Annotated in this window: 16 protein-coding genes and 2 tRNA genes; 8 read left to right on the top strand and 10 right to left on the bottom strand. The window is 52.8% G+C overall.

The window, feature by feature from the left end; genetic code table 11:
• Positions 1-68: 68 nt before the first annotated feature.
• The 3 genes from ACPLPM_RS11145 to ACPLPM_RS11135 all read left to right on the top strand — a co-directional run bounded on the left by ACPLPM_RS11145 (position 69) and on the right by ACPLPM_RS11135 (position 3,977).
• Positions 69-1,043 (top strand): TAXI family TRAP transporter solute-binding subunit, encoded by a 975-nt coding sequence (locus ACPLPM_RS11145; RefSeq protein ID WP_424356850.1) that lies wholly within the window; start codon positions 69-71, stop codon positions 1,041-1,043.
• Between the two features lie 15 nt (positions 1,044-1,058).
• Positions 1,059-1,565 (top strand): DUF1850 domain-containing protein, encoded by a 507-nt coding sequence (locus ACPLPM_RS11140; RefSeq protein WP_424356849.1) that lies wholly within the window; start codon positions 1,059-1,061, stop codon positions 1,563-1,565.
• Positions 1,566-1,778: 213 nt separating this feature from the next.
• Positions 1,779-3,977: a TRAP transporter permease gene (locus ACPLPM_RS11135; RefSeq protein ID WP_424356848.1), complete on the top strand. Its 2,199-nt coding sequence runs from the start codon at positions 1,779-1,781 to the stop codon at positions 3,975-3,977.
• Positions 3,978-4,025: 48 nt separating this feature from the next.
• On the opposite strand, the gene ACPLPM_RS11130 is transcribed toward ACPLPM_RS11135, so the two are convergent.
• Complete coding sequence (locus ACPLPM_RS11130) at positions 4,026-4,547, bottom strand: chemotaxis protein CheW (protein ID WP_424356847.1); 522 nt, start codon at positions 4,545-4,547, stop codon at positions 4,026-4,028.
• Between the two features lie 11 nt (positions 4,548-4,558).
• Positions 4,559-6,340, bottom strand: coding sequence for a methyl-accepting chemotaxis protein (locus ACPLPM_RS11125; protein ID WP_424356846.1), 1,782 nt, complete (start codon positions 6,338-6,340; stop codon positions 4,559-4,561).
• A gap of 279 nt (positions 6,341-6,619) precedes the next feature.
• Here ACPLPM_RS11125 and ACPLPM_RS11120 point away from each other — a divergent pair, with 279 nt between their 5' ends.
• Positions 6,620-6,967 carry a four-helix bundle copper-binding protein gene (locus ACPLPM_RS11120; protein WP_424356845.1) on the top strand — a complete coding sequence of 116 codons (348 nt, stop codon included), beginning with the start codon at positions 6,620-6,622 and terminating at the stop codon, positions 6,965-6,967.
• A gap of 35 nt (positions 6,968-7,002) precedes the next feature.
• Here the strand turns inward: ACPLPM_RS11120 and ACPLPM_RS11115 are convergent, their stop codons facing one another.
• The 3 genes from ACPLPM_RS11115 to ACPLPM_RS11105 all read right to left on the bottom strand — a co-directional run bounded on the left by ACPLPM_RS11115 (position 7,003) and on the right by ACPLPM_RS11105 (position 8,014).
• Positions 7,003-7,599, bottom strand: a complete 597-nt coding sequence (locus ACPLPM_RS11115) for a DUF2284 domain-containing protein (protein WP_424356844.1) — start codon at positions 7,597-7,599, stop codon at positions 7,003-7,005.
• Between the two features lie 40 nt (positions 7,600-7,639).
• Positions 7,640-7,852, bottom strand: a tRNA-Trp gene (locus ACPLPM_RS11110).
• 87 nt (positions 7,853-7,939) lie between these two features.
• Positions 7,940-8,014 (bottom strand) — tRNA-Arg (locus ACPLPM_RS11105).
• Between the two features lie 163 nt (positions 8,015-8,177).
• Here ACPLPM_RS11105 and ACPLPM_RS11100 point away from each other — a divergent pair.
• Both ACPLPM_RS11100 and ACPLPM_RS11095 read left to right on the top strand, forming a co-directional pair.
• Positions 8,178-8,993: a hypothetical protein gene (locus ACPLPM_RS11100; protein WP_424356843.1), complete on the top strand. Its 816-nt coding sequence runs from the start codon at positions 8,178-8,180 to the stop codon at positions 8,991-8,993.
• 250 nt (positions 8,994-9,243) lie between these two features.
• Positions 9,244-9,948: a hypothetical protein gene (locus ACPLPM_RS11095; protein ID WP_424356842.1), complete on the top strand. Its 705-nt coding sequence runs from the start codon at positions 9,244-9,246 to the stop codon at positions 9,946-9,948.
• 48 nt (positions 9,949-9,996) lie between these two features.
• On the opposite strand, the gene ACPLPM_RS11090 is transcribed toward ACPLPM_RS11095, so the two are convergent.
• Genes ACPLPM_RS11090 through ACPLPM_RS11080 form a run of 3 tightly spaced genes read right to left on the bottom strand, consistent with a single transcriptional unit; the run spans position 9,997 to position 11,473 of the window.
• Positions 9,997-10,335 carry a gamma-glutamylcyclotransferase family protein gene (locus tag ACPLPM_RS11090; RefSeq protein ID WP_424356841.1) on the bottom strand — a complete coding sequence of 113 codons (339 nt, stop codon included), beginning with the start codon at positions 10,333-10,335 and terminating at the stop codon, positions 9,997-9,999.
• Between the two features lie 6 nt (positions 10,336-10,341).
• Complete coding sequence (locus ACPLPM_RS11085) at positions 10,342-10,731, bottom strand: DUF473 domain-containing protein (RefSeq protein ID WP_424356840.1); 390 nt, start codon at positions 10,729-10,731, stop codon at positions 10,342-10,344.
• Between the two features lie 4 nt (positions 10,732-10,735).
• Positions 10,736-11,473 carry a proteasome assembly chaperone family protein gene (locus ACPLPM_RS11080; protein WP_424356839.1) on the bottom strand — a complete coding sequence of 246 codons (738 nt, stop codon included), beginning with the start codon at positions 11,471-11,473 and terminating at the stop codon, positions 10,736-10,738.
• Between the two features lie 118 nt (positions 11,474-11,591).
• Between ACPLPM_RS11080 and ACPLPM_RS11075 the strand changes: the two genes are divergently transcribed.
• Both ACPLPM_RS11075 and ACPLPM_RS11070 read left to right on the top strand, forming a co-directional pair.
• Positions 11,592-11,927: a DUF5611 family protein gene (locus ACPLPM_RS11075; protein ID WP_424359974.1), complete on the top strand. Its 336-nt coding sequence runs from the start codon at positions 11,592-11,594 to the stop codon at positions 11,925-11,927.
• A gap of 54 nt (positions 11,928-11,981) precedes the next feature.
• Positions 11,982-12,845: an RIO1 family regulatory kinase/ATPase gene (locus ACPLPM_RS11070; protein WP_424356838.1), complete on the top strand. Its 864-nt coding sequence runs from the start codon at positions 11,982-11,984 to the stop codon at positions 12,843-12,845.
• On the opposite strand, the gene ACPLPM_RS11065 is transcribed toward ACPLPM_RS11070, so the two are convergent.
• Positions 12,840-13,247, bottom strand: coding sequence for a hypothetical protein (locus ACPLPM_RS11065; protein WP_424356837.1), 408 nt, complete (start codon positions 13,245-13,247; stop codon positions 12,840-12,842). The genes ACPLPM_RS11070 and ACPLPM_RS11065 overlap by 6 nt on opposite strands.
• A gap of 251 nt (positions 13,248-13,498) precedes the next feature.
• On the bottom strand, positions 13,499-14,680 hold the full coding sequence (gene metK, locus ACPLPM_RS11060; protein ID WP_424356836.1) for a methionine adenosyltransferase: 1,182 nt from the start codon (positions 14,678-14,680) through the stop codon (positions 13,499-13,501).
• Positions 14,681-14,706 lie beyond the last annotated feature (26 nt).

Here is a 14,706-nt window from a genome sequence, read left to right as displayed (position 1 = left end):
CATACGATTATTCATCTAAATTATCTTACGTTAGTTCGAGCCCAGTGCTCGATGATGGGAGGATTATAATGTCAAACAATAAGAAAGTATTCTCTATTTTAATTGTGCTGTCAGTACTGCTGCTCTCGGCGGTGTCCCTCGGGTGCACCACTCCGGTCAAGCAGTACACGATCGCCACCGGCGGTGTAGCCGGTACATATTACCCGATCGGCAGCGGCATCGCGCAGTCTGCGAACAACGCCAGCACCGGGTACAACATGTCGGTCGAGTCTACCGGCGCTTCGGTCATGAACTGCCGCCTGCTCAGCAACAAGAGTGTCGACTTTGCTACCATCCAGAACGATGTAGCCTACGCGGCAGTCAACGGCCAGCGGGACTTTGCCACCTCCGGTAACCTGACGATGATCAAGGGCGTAACCTGCCTGTACCCGGAGACCATCCAGATCATCACCCTCAACAGCTCCGGCATTAAGAACGTTAGCGACCTTAAGGGCAAGCGTGTAGTCATGGGCGACCGTGGCAGCGGCTCCTGGTTCAACGCTCTCGAAATCCTGAAGGCATACAACCTCACTGAAGAAGACGTCCAGCCCTCTTCCGTCAAGCTCGCCCAGGCAGCTGAAATGATGAAGAACGACCAGGTTGACGCAGCCTTCTGGACCGGTGGCGCACCCACTGCAGCCATCTCCGAGCTGGCTACTACTAACGACATCTACATCGTGCCAGTCTCCGGCGCCGAGAGGGATGCCCTGATGGCAAGCTCGCCGTTCTACGCAGCCCAGACTCTGCCTGCAGGCACCTACAGAAGTGTCAACCACGACACCGAGACCGTGACCATCATGGCCATGCTCGTAGTCAACCAGGATATTCCGGAAGAGGATGTCTACAGCCTGCTGAAGGCAATGTACGACTCCAGCAGCCCGATCAGCAACTACCCCCACGCGGTTGCAAAGCAGATCACCAAGGCCAACGCGCTGAAGGGCATGTCCATCGAACTGCACCCCGGTGCCAAGAAGTACTTCGATGAGCAGAATATTCTTCCGTAAGACTATTCGTGCCATATGAAGAAAAAACTCGGGATCGCCGCTATCCTCGGGATAGCGATGATCCTTTTATTCTTTTTCCTGCCCTGCGGCATGTCGCTGGTAATCATGGACAAAGCAGGACATGTTTATTATGCGAAAAACGTTCAGCCCGGGGATATAGTAAGCCTTGGCTTCAAACATTCTGTAGAGAAAGTCCTGGTAGTCGATACGTTCTCAATCACCGGTGATGGCCAGCTATTGCTTGAAAATACCACCTACGGATCGATGGGTGCGGGCCTGCCGTCAGATCAGTCCTATAATATCACTACCGATGGCCAGGGCAATTTTACCATTGAGAACATCGGTATCACTTATGATGAGATCAACTTTATGACCCTCGATTTTACCAGGCATTACATCGTAACCTCCGGAGAAACTAGCCAGTTATCGGGCGTAGCCCCGCATGAAAAGCCATTAATACTCCGGATAGAGCGAAATACACCGGTAAAAATTATTGCCAGTGCGATTAGAACCATTTTTTAGCCCTCGATTTTGATTCGTAAAGGTTATATATGCTATTGGTTACTTTACTATTAGTTTTATAGTCCTTTGTGAAAGGTTTCATACAGTCGGGCAGATCGTGACCTGCCCGACTGTATAATACCTTTCAAGAAGGACTTTAACCTCTAAAATGATCATGGCCGATTGAACAATGCCATGCCAAGTCATGACACAGAAATACAAGGGGGTAGAAAGGTGCCTGAAGATAAGACCATAAAACTTGATCAAACGGAGTTAGACGACCTGGAGGTCAAATACTCCAACATACGTAGCCTGACACGCTGGGGAATCCTGCTGGTATCTGCGATAGCAATTATCAGCTCGCTGTACCACCTGTATGCATCGGTATACATGCCGAACTATCAGCTGCACCTGTCCCTGCACCTGATGTTCATGATAGTCCTGGCGTTCTTCATTTACCCGATCTGGTCTAAGGCACTGACAGGCAAGAAAGGTCTCGACAAAGTACCGGTATACGATTTGATACTTGGCGGACTAAGCGCTGCTGTCTGCCTGTACTGGGTCTTTTGCTACCAGGATATCGTCTCCCGCTCGGGTATGGAATCCCAGTTTGATCTGATCATAGGCGCTATCGGCATCATGCTGGTACTTGAAGCTACCCGCAGGACTGTCGGCCCCGCCCTGAGCATTCTGGCAGGGCTGTTCATCATCTACGCCTTTGTCGGCGCATACCTTCCAGGGATTCTCACTCACAGGGGCTATTCCATCGAGCGGATTATCTCCCACCTGTGGTACACCGACCAGGGCATCTTCGGCGTACCCCTGTACGTATCGGCGATATACGTGATCGTCTTCATCCTCTTCGGCGCGTTCCTCAAGTATTCGGGCGCGGGTGACTTCTTCATCAACCTGGCCTACGCGCTCACCGGCTGGAGAAAGGGCGGCCCTGCGAAAACTTCGGTGCTTGCCTCCGGCTTCTTCGGCATGATCTCGGGCAGCTCGATCGCCAACGCTGTCACAGTCGGATCGTTTACAATTCCGCTGATGAAGAAAGCGGGCTACCGGAAAGAATTCGCGGGTGGAATCGAAGCGGCATCGTCCACGGGCGGCCAGATCATGCCCCCTGTCATGGGAGCGGCTGCCTTCATCATGGTCGAGTTTACGGGCATCCCGTACAGCGAGATCATCATATCTGCGATCATTCCCGCCATCGCTTTCTTCACGGGCGTCTGGATCATGGCGCACCTCGAGGCAAACAGAGTCGGCCTGAAGTCAGTGCCAAAATCGGACCTGCCGGACTGGAAAAAGCTCGTCCGGGAGAAAGGGTACGTAAGCATCTCGGTATTCCTGCTGCTCTACCTCATCCTGATCGCCAAAGTCTCGATACCTTATGCAGGTGTCTTCAGCATCATATCAATTATCGCTCTCAGCTATGTGCCTGACCTGGCCAGAGCTTACAAGGAGCGTAAGTATGCAATCCTCGCAGGAATAGCAATAGCCTATGTAGCGTTAGTTGCAACTTGCCTTTACCTCCTCAACCTCTCGGCCATGATGGCAATATTCTACAGCATACTTCCGCCAGTTATCGTGCTTGTAGCAATCTGCCACTTCACTGGTAAAAAGCTGGAAGGAATGGACGTTGGCAAGTTCAGGCTGGCCCTGGAAGAAGGCACCAAAGGTTCCTCGGGTGTTGCGCTGGCATGTGCTACAGCAGGCATTATCTCCGGTGTTGCCACACTTACCGGCCTGGGCCTTAAGATCGCCATGCTGGTATCGGTAATTTCCGGAGGCTCGCTATTCATCGCACTGATTCTGACAATGTTAGCCTGCCTCGTGCTGGGCATGGGCCTGCCGACAACCGCTACATACATCGTACTGGTCACCATGGCAGCCCCGGCACTGGCTACGATGCACCTGCCCTCGGGCATACTGATCCCGGTGATGGCCATACACCTGTTCGTGCTGTACTACGGCGTGCTGGCCGATGTGACTCCGCCTGTAGCGCTGGCCGCTTACGCTGCCTCGGGCATCGCGAAGTCGAACCAGTTCAAGACCGGCCTTGAAGCGTTCAAGATTTCGATGAACAAGATGATGGTGCCATTTGCCTTCGTGTATTCGCCTGCCATATTACTAATCGGCATCGACTGGGCCAGCCCGCTATCGATGGGCGGAGCCATATTCGATATCGCTACGATGTTCCTCGGAATTTTGTGCTTGCAAATAGCGCTGACAGGGTTCTGGATGGTGAAGCTGACCAGGATCGAACGGGTAGCGATGTTTATTGCAGCGCTGGCGCTGATCTTCCCGAACGTACCGGGAGCGGCATACGGAATTGCAGCTTTGATCACGATCTTCGTGCTGCAAAAGAGCAGGATACTTGCCGGGCCGGATGGCAAGTTCATGGACGGCTTCAGAAAGATGTTCCCGATCTGAAGCCAGAGTTTTTTTAAACTGAAAGAGTATCGCTGATAAAAATAGAAATCAGATCGTGGCATCGCCCACGATCTTTTTTATATCCACGAGTATGACAAGCTCGCAGGACTCTTTCCCGTCGACCCTGAGCGGCTTCTTGATGATGCCCAGGATAGATGAGTCGTAATCTCTCGATGACTGGGACTGGTCGATCTGGTCTTTAGCTACTGACGTCACGTTCAGGACATTGTCTACCAGTATGCCAAGCTTGTAGCCTATGATCTTGTCGTCCAGCACGATGACCTTGGCGTTCTCAGCATTCAGCTGGCCGTTGTCACCGAGGTTCAGCTTGTTCTTGATGTCGAAGATCGTGCATATCTCTCCCCGGAGATCGACGATGCCCAGGATGTGGCCGGGCGAGTTAGGTAGTCTGGTTACTTTGGTGTACTGCACGATCTCCTTGACGTGGAACAGGTTGATGGCATAGATCTCTTCAGCCAGCTGGAACTCGACGACCTGAAGCTCGTCGGCAAGGATCTCCTGGGACGCCGAAGCTGTGGCCGGCATGGCTGCTTTTAACGGGGCTTCCATTACCACCGGAATCACGCCTCCACTTTAAACTTCTTCATCTCAGAGGAAACGTTGCGGGACACGTTGTTGACGTGGTCGATGATCTTGCCGATCTCGTCCAGGGAGGCGGTAACTTCCTCGGTGAAGGCCGCAGACTGCTGGGAATCGTTGGCCACGTTCTCGAGCATGCTGGAGACTTCAGTCATGTTCACCGTGATCTTTTCCACCGTGATAGCCTGGCCCTGGGTTGCGCCAGCAATATCTGAGATGTTCCGGGAGATATCGCCTACGGATACGACGATATCATTAAACGCTTTAAGCGCCTGGTTGACCTGTTCGGTACCGTTGGCCACCTGCCGGGTAGATGTCTCCACTGCGTTTGCCGCACTGTCGGTCTTGCTCTGCAGCGTGCCGATCATCTCGGCGATGCTGCCCGCGGATTTTTGGGAGTTCTCCGCCAGTGCCTTGACTTCGGATGCCACTACGGCAAAGCCTCTGCCTGCTTCTCCGGCACGGGCTGCCTCTATGGCAGCGTTGAGTGCAAGCAGGTTAGTCTGGTTGGCAATGTTCTGGATGAGCTGGACGATCTTGCCGATCTTTTCCATCTCGGAGCGGATATCTACGATGATGTTGGCCACTTCGTTCGAAGCGTTAGTCACTTCAACCATGCTCTTGCCGGCTTTCTGGGCCAGGTCCGCGCCTTTCTTGCTCTGCTCGTTGGCGCTCGCAGACAGGGTCGAAGTCAGCTCTGTGTTCTTCGATATGTTGGATATGCCCCGGGACATGTCCTCCATCGATTTGAGCACCTGCTTCACTCCTTCAGATCCGCTGGCGATGCTGCCGCCGATATTGGACGCTCCTTCGGACATCTTCCTCGTGGCGGTGAGCACTTCTTCGATGCTGACGTTCACGTTTTCCATCGCCGAGTTAAGCTCGCTGACCTGGGAATTGATGCCCTTGACCGTAGCAGTCAGGCCAACACCAGTCTGGTCGAGGTACGAGCCGAACTTACGGAAGTCACCGGTGGTAGTGATCCGGACCCTGGCTGTGAGATCTCCTCTGGAGTACGCTTCGGAGATCCTCATCGCCTCGTTGATGGGCCGGGTTACCGAGTCCAGCGTGTCGTTGACACCTTTTACAATATGGCTGTAGTCGCCCTTATGCCGTGTTACGTCGGCCCTGACTTCGAGCCTGCCGTCTGTGCCGGCTTTGGTGATCATTTCCACATCGTCGACCAGCGCCTTAATCGAGGATTTGACCTGATCGAGACGCTGGCTGATAATAACAAAGTTGTCTCTTACTTCCCTTGTATACTGATCTGCTTCAGTAACAGTCAGGTCGAGGTTCAGATTTCCTTCTGCCAGCTTTTTGAGGTTTTCCGCCACCCGGTTAACTTCGGCTTTCTGGTACTCGGATACCTTTGAAAGTGCAGAGATGTCCTGAACTATCTCGACGTGGCCGGCCTTTTCGCCGCGGGAGTTTGTGATGTAGGCAGTATCTACTCTGAAGTTCCCACCGTTCTGGTTGAAGAAGGTGTAGAGCTGCCCCTGCCGGAGCTTGGTGATGCCGCAGTTTGCGGTCCTGCAGATGTCTGCGTTCCAGTTGCTGCAGTGTTTTCCCAGCACATCTTTTCGCTTGACACCCAGCATGTTTTCGACTGGCTTGTTGATAAAGGTCCAGTTCATGTTCATATCCGTGACCGAGAGGGGCCAGGGAAGCGCGTCCAGAATCTGCTCGTAGAAAAAGACTTTTTCTCTAAGGCGCTCAATTTCGCCTCTTCCAAAAAACCCGGGGGAACCGTTTTCCGAAACCATACAACATACCTCAATCCAACATCTTCAAACATGATCACAGTCGAGGATCATTCTTAACGATGAATATTCATAAGCAGGCTTATTTAGCCTTTTTTTAACAAAATTGAGATTTCTGAGGGGTAATTTCAAATAAGAAAGACGTTTTAGGGGCCATATAGCCAGTTCTTCCCCGATAACGCAGTTTTAGTATCCTACGCCATATCAAACCCCAGATTTTTTATTTCTGGTCCAAATTTTAAGGTATAATGCAGATATATTCCCGCTCGGGATGTGATACTGATGCAAATGCTGAAACAGGATAAATACCAGAAGTGTATCGATCTTTGCTACGACTGCGCAGAATCATGCGATGCCTGCGCCAATGCCTGCCTCAACGAAAAGGACGTAAAGAAGCTCACCCAGTGCATCGAGCTTAACCAGGACTGTTCTGATGTCTGTGTCATGGCTGCGAGGTACATGTCCAGAAACAGCGTGGTCTCTGAAGCTTCATGCTCGATGTGCGCGGAAATATGCGACGTATGCGCCGACGAGTGCGAGAAACACAAGTCCATGGAACACTGTGTGAAATGCGCCAGTGCCTGCCGGGCTACGGCTAAAGAATGTAGAAGCATGGCAAAGGCGGTATGATAGATAATCGATCAATGTCGTGGCTGAGAGCCAGTTCAGCCTAAGAGTAGCAGTACGTGAAACACTACCTGCCCTCTCCGGGTAACCTCTTTCTCCCCCCGGAGAGACAGTTCCAGCCCTGCTGTCTTTAGCGTTCCAAGCACATCAATGCCAGCCGCTTCCATGGAAGTCCGGAACTCTGCTGGAAATTTACACGTAGTATTGCCCTGTGCGATAGCACAGGTCTCGCATCTCCTGCAACCGCCGAAACCGTAGGTCAGCGCTTTGTGGTAGCCTTCCAGAAAAGCGTGCCGCTCCAGATCTAGCATCGACTTGCGGACATGGGCGCCGAATCCGGAGATCCAATCATCTTTCTGGCTCAGGTTATTAGATTCGAGGTACAGGTACCCGTCGTAGCCCAGGATATACGCGTTAGCATATCCGTCGAGGACCTTGCGAGTCTCGTCAGAGCCCGGGGTATAGGGAGGGCACGATAACCTCAACCCATAATTAGGGCATCCGAACTGGCATTTCTGGCGGACCCAGTGCGCAGTACTTATATCATGGGTATGGATGCGCTTAAACTCGGTGGCACCGTCTGCCATCGCCATGGCTTGCAGTTCTTTTTCAAGCAGGCCAAAATCGACAGCCATGGCAGGTACTCCTGAACACGTTAAGAATAATAAAAGTATGTGGGGTTGAAGAGATTTGAACTCCTGATCGACGGGTCTCTCCGATATGCCTGGGATTTCACCAGAGAACACTGAAATCAGCGCTCCAACGGTTCCTCATAAGCCGCCCCGTCGGGTAGCTTCAGGTGACCCGTTGCTCATCATATTTCTGGAGGGCCTCTTCGACCCTTCCACCGCTGGAGCCCGTCGCCATACCTGGCTTGGCCACAACCCCTGCGAACTGTTATAGGCGTTTTACCCTATTAAACGTTTTCGATTGTTAAACGTTCAACTTAAACACTTTCGCTTTGAAAATGTTTAGCGGGCCCGGTGGGATTCGAACCCACGACCCCCGGCTTAGAAGGCCGGTGCTATATCCTGACTAAGCCACGAGCCCAGCCCGGGGATTAAATGTCTGTACTCGTATATAAATGCTGCGTACCGGAGTACCAGATGATACTTTTTAACCAAAGCTTTATTACTATGCAACCTCTTAAAATAAAATAATATGATATAATAATAATGGTTTTATAAACCCTTAAAAGAGAAGGCTGAACATCATGCGCATAAAATCGAAGTTAATGATAATCCTGCTCGTATCGCTAATAGTGACTGCGATCGTCCTGCCGGCCATCACGTCCGCCCAGACCAGCTCCACGATCACTGGCCGGGTTACCTACCAGGGCACCTACATGGATGGAGTGAAAGTCGAACTGGTGGGCGGAGCCTCGGATACGACGAAGAATGGTGGCTACTATAACCTGAGTGTCGTGCCAAATATTGCTGTATCAGTAAGAGCTTCGTTTGCCAATGCCAGCGAGACTAAAACGGTAATGGCTGGAGAAGCCGGCAGCACAGTGACACAGAACTTTGATCTGGCCCCCCTTCCGACTGCCACACCGGCATCCCAGGCTCTCGGCCCGAATACTGCAACCATTGTCGGACTTGTAAAGTACCAGGGAAGCCCACTGGCAGGCGTTGAAGTCAACGTGTCTCCCGTCACGAAAGTAACTACGACTAATACAGGACATTACAGCGCCAACGTACCCGGAAATCTCAACGTGACAGTATCGGTAGTAACGGCAGCGGGCTCAGACTCGAAAGCTATCGTCACACCGGCTTCAGGTACCATAGTAGTAGACCTGAACATCACGGAGGCAGGCGCTGTGACAGCAACACCCGTAGCGACTGCAACAGCGACAGCCATTGCCACGATTACCGCTACACCTGGGGCTACCCCGGTATCTACGCCTACTGCTACAGCCATTCCTGCAACGCCCACTCCGACTGCGGCTCCTGCGGGTAGCGAGTTTGCGGTGGCTCTGGCAGCAGTTGGTATACTGGCAGCCATCGGCTTGATCAAGATCAGAAAATAATGTAGATTTAAGATATCGCCGGAGCGGATAACTCCGGCCTCTTTTTTATGTAACCGGATAAGGCCACTTTTTATCTGTCGTTCATAAGTCGGAAGTACGACCATTAGATACAGATTGTGAGATAAATGTTATATTATCGCGTCACTATCTCTCAAGCAACGGTTGAATTATCATGCGTTCGAAATACATCCTACTACTTGTTGCATTTTTAACCTTTATTCTGCTAATGCCGACGTGCCAGGCATTGCAGATGGCCCAGGCCCCGATACCGAATGACTGGGCATATGTTTCCGGCATAGTCACCTACAATGGCAAACCGCAGGACGGTGTTTCTGTCGTCATACCGGGCGGCACCATGGAAGGAAGCTCTTTCACCACCAGGGACGGGGGCTATTACAAAGTATCAGCATATCCCGGCCTGGCCGTATCGATTAAAGTCAGTTACAGAGGGGCTTCCATGACCAGAAGCGTGGAAACAGGCGGTGAAAGTAGTAACACTACCTATAACTTCGACCTTACAGCAGTTGAAGCCCCGGTTACTGCTACCCCGGTCACCGTACCGGATACGATCGTCCTGGTAGGATCGGTCAAGCATGACAACAGCCCTCTTCCGGGAGTGTTTGTCAACATTTCGCCGGTTACCAGAGCTAAGACCGACATGTCCGGGCAGTTCATGGCCAACGTTCCTACCGGGGAAAACCTGACAGTATCGGTTGAGACGCCGGCGGGCATTATCTCGAAAAATGTGACCAGCCCCACCGAGGGAACCAGCTTCGCAGTAGATCTGACTTCTTTTAGCCCCTCTCCTACGGTCGAAGTGACACCTACCCCTGCGGCTCCTACGAGCCTGCCGGCAACACCCACAGCAGCACCTGCAGGTAGCGAGTCAGTCATCTTGCTGTCAGCAGCGGGTATTCTGGCTGCTATCGGGCTGCTCTGCCTGAGAAAAGAATAAAAAAGGTTATAGGGACTGAAGGCATCTTCTTTCAGCCCCTTCTACTTTTTAGATGTCCTCGCCGGTGCCCTTGACATACATGAAGGCTTCTACGGGCGCCTTTGAGCCCGCTGGCATTACCTGCACAGTAATTCGCTTGTACAGGCCTTTCCTGATCCCCTCGTAATCGTCGAGAGTGCTCAGGTCCCGGCTGCCAATACCCGTCATCAGCGCGCCATCGATGACCGATCCTTTCTCCTTGATGGCCATGGGGAACCCTGCGTCCTGATCAAAGTACTTGCGGTAACCTTCGACTTTGGCCGGCTTCATGGGCGGTACTCGTCTCAGCAACCGGCTGAGCACATCAGGGTCTCTCAGCGTACCGTAAACAAAAATTGTGTTGAACATGTCTTATCATCGCGCTTCGCACATTGCTACTTCAATAGCATCTACGTAGATGGGCTTATACACTTCGACGGGGTAGACTTCCCGGACCTTCCCGGTGGAGTGCAGGATCAGCTGGATGCGGCCGGAGAGGGTTTCGCGTTCTTCCACGTTGGCCTGAGTGGTGTAGGTCATCCGGTGCATGCGGATGTCCACGCCTTTTACGATAGCTATGCAGCCGCAGAGCCCCGGCACCAGGTCGGGCAGCGCCACGTCTGTGATGAACACCTTATCTCCGGGGCCTATCTCTGAAAATGCCTGGAGGTTATGGGCGCTGCGGATCTCGAAGGTCCTGATGCGCCTGCGCCTGAAGTCGGTGACCGATTCCTGCGTCAAACCTGTGATTGCGGCGACCTTCATGACATCACCCGTACATAGTCAGGTCTTTCGAAGGCTTTGCCTCGGCTTCGCCGATCTGTTCCGACAGCTGGTGAAGCATCCTCTCGATCTCCTCGGCCTGCTCTTCCATGGGCTTGATGTCGAGATCGAAGCCGTACAGGCGATTCATAGCTTTGACCACTTCGATGCTTGCCCTGGGATCCGGGTTCGGCCCCCGGGTCTCGCCCAGGATACAAATCCCTGTGAGGCCGTGGTTCAGGCACTCGTTCATAATTACCCCGGGCACGCCGGTGATAGTGCCCATCTGGAAAAGCTCGATATGGCCTTTTATCTTTTCCAGGCCTTCCTGGCTGGTGGCCGCTCCGAAGACTTTATGTTCCTCCCCGGTCGTCGCCAGCCCTGCCAGGGAGACCATCTCCCGGGGCTGAAGCTCTTTTGCCCATCTGACTATTCCGCCGCCAACTTCCCGGCTGATGATAGGGTCGATCGGTATGTCCGAAAAGATGATGACCAGGTTCTTTTCAGCGCTCTCGTAAATGCGGACGGGCCCTTTGACAAGGCCTTCGTAAAGGATCGCTATGGGCGGGAACAGCTTTGAGTCTACCCGGCCGCAGGGTTTCATATCCAGCTGGTCGATGAGGTACTGGGCCACGATGTTGCCGATGAGACCCATGCCCGGGAAGCCCCCCATGATGATCGGGTTTTTACTCTCTATACGGTCAGCAATGACCTGAACAAACGGTTCCTCCGCCCTGTCTGGCATCATGTATAATATGCCACGGAAAAATATAAAACTTTTTAACGTAGAGACCATGGCGACGTCCATTTATATATTGTAATCAGTCGCATCGAAAGCCTTTTACCTCACCAGCTGCAAACATATCCATGGTGATAGTATCAGCGAATACAAGTTCAAGCGCGGCTTCAAGCCTGAGTCTGACCGAATCAAAAACGTGCTGACTGAAATTTTCCAGGTAGACCCGCAGAACAACGGTGGCAAGCTAACCATCCAGTACGGAGCCATAAAAGAGCTGAAGACCTGGGTGGAGGACAAGAAGCTGTTCGTCGAGACCCAGTCTGACATGAGCGTGAAAGACCAGAGCGTCATCCTCGACACTAACAAGAAGTTCAGGGACTTTCTGGAAGAAGCTACCGGCTACACGGCAAAAGAGCGCCTGAAAATGGCGAAGAAGGATGTTGCAGGCGAAGAGAAATAACGCCTGTAAACCCTTTATGGTGCTTTAAAAATGATAGATCACGCTGCTGTTTATGTGTCTTTACTGCCTAACGAGAAGAAAGTCCTCAGAGGCGTAGAAGAAGGCATGAAAAGACATGAATGGGTCCCGGTAGAGGACATTGAGGCGTTTGTCCACCTGGGCCGGAAAGAAGTCGAATACCGGCTGAACCGGCTGGTCGAGATGAATATTGTAGAGAGGTACATCCAGTCCTATGTCGGCTACCAGCTAAAGTTCGACGGCTATGATATCCTGGCAATCGAAGGGTTCGTCAAAAGAGAAACCATCGGAGCGCTGGGCGAAGTGATCGGCGTTGGCAAGGAGTCGGTAGTTCTCGCCGCCATGAGCCACAGACCAGTAGCGATCAAGTTTCACCGGGAAGGCCGGACCAGCTTTAAGCACGTTAAAAGATCCCGGCAGCACCTCATCGATGTAGAGAAGATCGAAAACTTCTCCTGGCTATATGCGGCTATGCTTGCCGCAAAGCGGGAATTCGAAGTGATGAAAGTACTGTACCCGGCGGTCAGCATACCCGAGCCCATCGATCAAAATCGCCATGCAGTGGTCATGAGTGTGGTTAAAGGCGTGGAGATGGTCAAGGCCACGCTGGTAGAGCCTGAATGGTACCTCGACGGCATCCTGGAACAGGTTAAAAAAGCATACGACCTGGGAATAATCCATTCTGACCTCTCCGAGCATAACGTCATGGTAAGTGACGAGGGCCTGACGATCATCGACTGGCCTCAGTACGTTACGGTAGGCTCAAAAACGGCGGACGAGATGCTGGAAAGAGACGTGAAGAACGTGCTGGTTCACTTCGAGAAAAAGTACAGGCTTAAAAGAGACCTGCAGTCGACGATCAACTACGTAAAAGGAATAGCCGCAGGGCAGCCTTCATAAACGGGTGTACCGGATGGAGCCGGTCATATCAGTGATCAGGTACAGCCCATCCTGGTCATCCTTTTGGAGAGATACGAACATATAGTGCTCCTGCAGGCAGTTTTCGGCTTTCTGGAGGACTAAGTAGAACCGGTCGTTGGGCCAGGCATAGTAAAAGCCGAAAAAGTGTTCCAGATTCTCGCCTATGGTGCAATCCATCGCAACTTCGCCTTCCTGATCGTAGAACCTGAACATCTTGAGGAGCAGCTGGCCGTAGGCTAGATTATCCTTGTTGACCCACGTACCGGCAATTCTGGAGGGGTCCGGTAGCTTATCGACAACATCCGTGTCTATGCCGCTGTTCAGGTTGCCCGCTCCCGCGTGAGAAAGGCAGATTTTAGCGTCGAACGTCGTATCCTCCATTTGTTACACCATCTGCTGACCGCCGGCATCAGGCGCTTTATATCGCCCGCCGGTCAACAATTGTACTTTATGGAAGTTACTATTTAAGCCTTTTATAACAAGTATATAATCGCTTTTGGGTAATTAGGAACCACCTGGCACCTGCTAGTAGGACGATTTGTGCCCGCGCGTTTCTACATAATAAAAAAGTAGCGGAAGACTGCGGGAATGCCGATACTATCGGCACCCGTGTCCCCAACACTCTGGCTGGCCTACAGGCCGGCTTCCTTTCTCAGGATTTCTGCCTTGTCGGTGCGCTCCCAGGTGAAGTCCGGGTCGTTCCGGCCGAAGTGGCCGTAGGCCGCAGTCTTCTTGTAGATGGGCCTGCGCAGCTTGAGGCCCTTGATGATCCCGGCCGGGGTCAGGTCGAAGTTCTCCTTGACCAGCTCGGCGATCTTCTTCTCGGCGATCGTGTTGGTGCCGTAGGTGTCGATCATGATCGACACGGGCTCAGCCACACCGATTGCGTAAGCAACTTCTATTTCGCACCTGGTTGCAAGCCCGGCAGCTACGATGTTCTTGGCTACGTACCTGGCCGCATAGCATGCGGAGCGGTCCACCTTGGAGGGGTCCTTACCGGAGAAAGCGCCTCCGCCGTGCCTGCCCATGCCACCGTAGGTGTCGACGATGATCTTCCTGCCCGTAAGGCCGGTGTCGGCGTGCGGGCCGCCGAGGACGAACCTGCCGGTGGGATTGATGAAGACCTTGGTCTTCTTCTCGTCGAAGAAGCCTTCGGGCATCACTGGCTTGATCACGTGCTCTATGATCTCTTTCCTCAGCTGATCGTTGGTGACGTCCGGGCTGTGCTGGGTCGAGACGACCACGGTGTGCACCTTCGAGGGCTTACCGTTGACGTACTCGATGGTGACCTGCGTCTTGCCGTCCGGCCGGAGGTAGTTCTCGGCCTTGCCGTCAGATCTCTTGCAGGTCAGCTCGCCGGCCTTGCGGACCTCTGCCAGTCGCATGGACAGCTTGTGGGCCAGCGAGATGGGCATAGGCATCAGTTCGGGAGTTTCGTTACAGGCATAGCCGAACATCATGCCCTGGTCGCCTGCGCCGAGATTGTCCACGCCCATTGCGATGTCGGGCGACTGCTCGTCGATAGAAGTGATGACAGCACAGTTGTCAGCGTCGAAGCCGTACTTGGCACGGGTGTATCCGATGTCGCGGATAGTGTCCCGGACCAGGCGGGGAATATCGACATATGTGCTGGTCGTGATCTCGCCTGCTACGATGGCCATTCCAGTGGTGACCAGCGTCTCGCACGCCACTCTCCCGAGGGGGTCTTTCGCAAGGATAGCATCCAGGACTGCGTCAGATATCTGATCGGCAATCTTATCCGGGTGCCCTTCGGTGACCGACTCGGACGTAAAAAGGTGTTTCTCCACGCTCATAATATATCCCATATCAATGGATAGAC

This window comes from Methanocella sp. MCL-LM (assembly GCF_049676595.1).
In the GTDB taxonomy this organism is placed as follows: domain Archaea; phylum Halobacteriota; class Methanocellia; order Methanocellales; family Methanocellaceae; genus Methanocella_A.
The sequence above is the reverse complement of the archived record's forward strand: the minus strand, read 5'-3'. Positions and strand labels throughout refer to the sequence as shown.

Bases quoted from the DNA above. Each gene is read 5' to 3' on its own strand.
- ACPLPM_RS11085 (WP_424356840.1), bottom strand. From the start codon at position 10,731: ATGAAGGTCGCCGCAATCACAGGTTTGACGCAGGAATCGGTCACCGAC.
- ACPLPM_RS11090 (WP_424356841.1), bottom strand. From the start codon at position 10,335: ATGTTCAACACAATTTTTGTTTACGGTACGCTGAGAGACCCTGATGTG.
- ACPLPM_RS11130 (WP_424356847.1), bottom strand. From the start codon at position 4,547: ATGGAAGCCCCGTTAAAAGCAGCCATGCCGGCCACAGCTTCGGCGTCC.
- ACPLPM_RS11115 (WP_424356844.1), bottom strand. From the start codon at position 7,599: ATGGCTGTCGATTTTGGCCTGCTTGAAAAAGAACTGCAAGCCATGGCG.
- ACPLPM_RS11125 (WP_424356846.1), bottom strand. From the start codon at position 6,340: ATGGTTTCGGAAAACGGTTCCCCCGGGTTTTTTGGAAGAGGCGAAATT.
- ACPLPM_RS11095 (WP_424356842.1), top strand. From the start codon at position 9,244: ATGGCCCAGGCCCCGATACCGAATGACTGGGCATATGTTTCCGGCATA.
- ACPLPM_RS11120 (WP_424356845.1), top strand. From the start codon at position 6,620: ATGCAAATGCTGAAACAGGATAAATACCAGAAGTGTATCGATCTTTGC.
- ACPLPM_RS11145 (WP_424356850.1), top strand. From the start codon at position 69: ATGTCAAACAATAAGAAAGTATTCTCTATTTTAATTGTGCTGTCAGTA.
- metK (WP_424356836.1), bottom strand. From the start codon at position 14,680: ATGAGCGTGGAGAAACACCTTTTTACGTCCGAGTCGGTCACCGAAGGG.
- ACPLPM_RS11080 (WP_424356839.1), bottom strand. From the start codon at position 11,473: ATGCCAGACAGGGCGGAGGAACCGTTTGTTCAGGTCATTGCTGACCGT.
- ACPLPM_RS11140 (WP_424356849.1), top strand. From the start codon at position 1,059: ATGAAGAAAAAACTCGGGATCGCCGCTATCCTCGGGATAGCGATGATC.
- ACPLPM_RS11065 (WP_424356837.1), bottom strand. From the start codon at position 13,247: ATGGAGGATACGACGTTCGACGCTAAAATCTGCCTTTCTCACGCGGGA.
- ACPLPM_RS11100 (WP_424356843.1), top strand. From the start codon at position 8,178: ATGCGCATAAAATCGAAGTTAATGATAATCCTGCTCGTATCGCTAATA.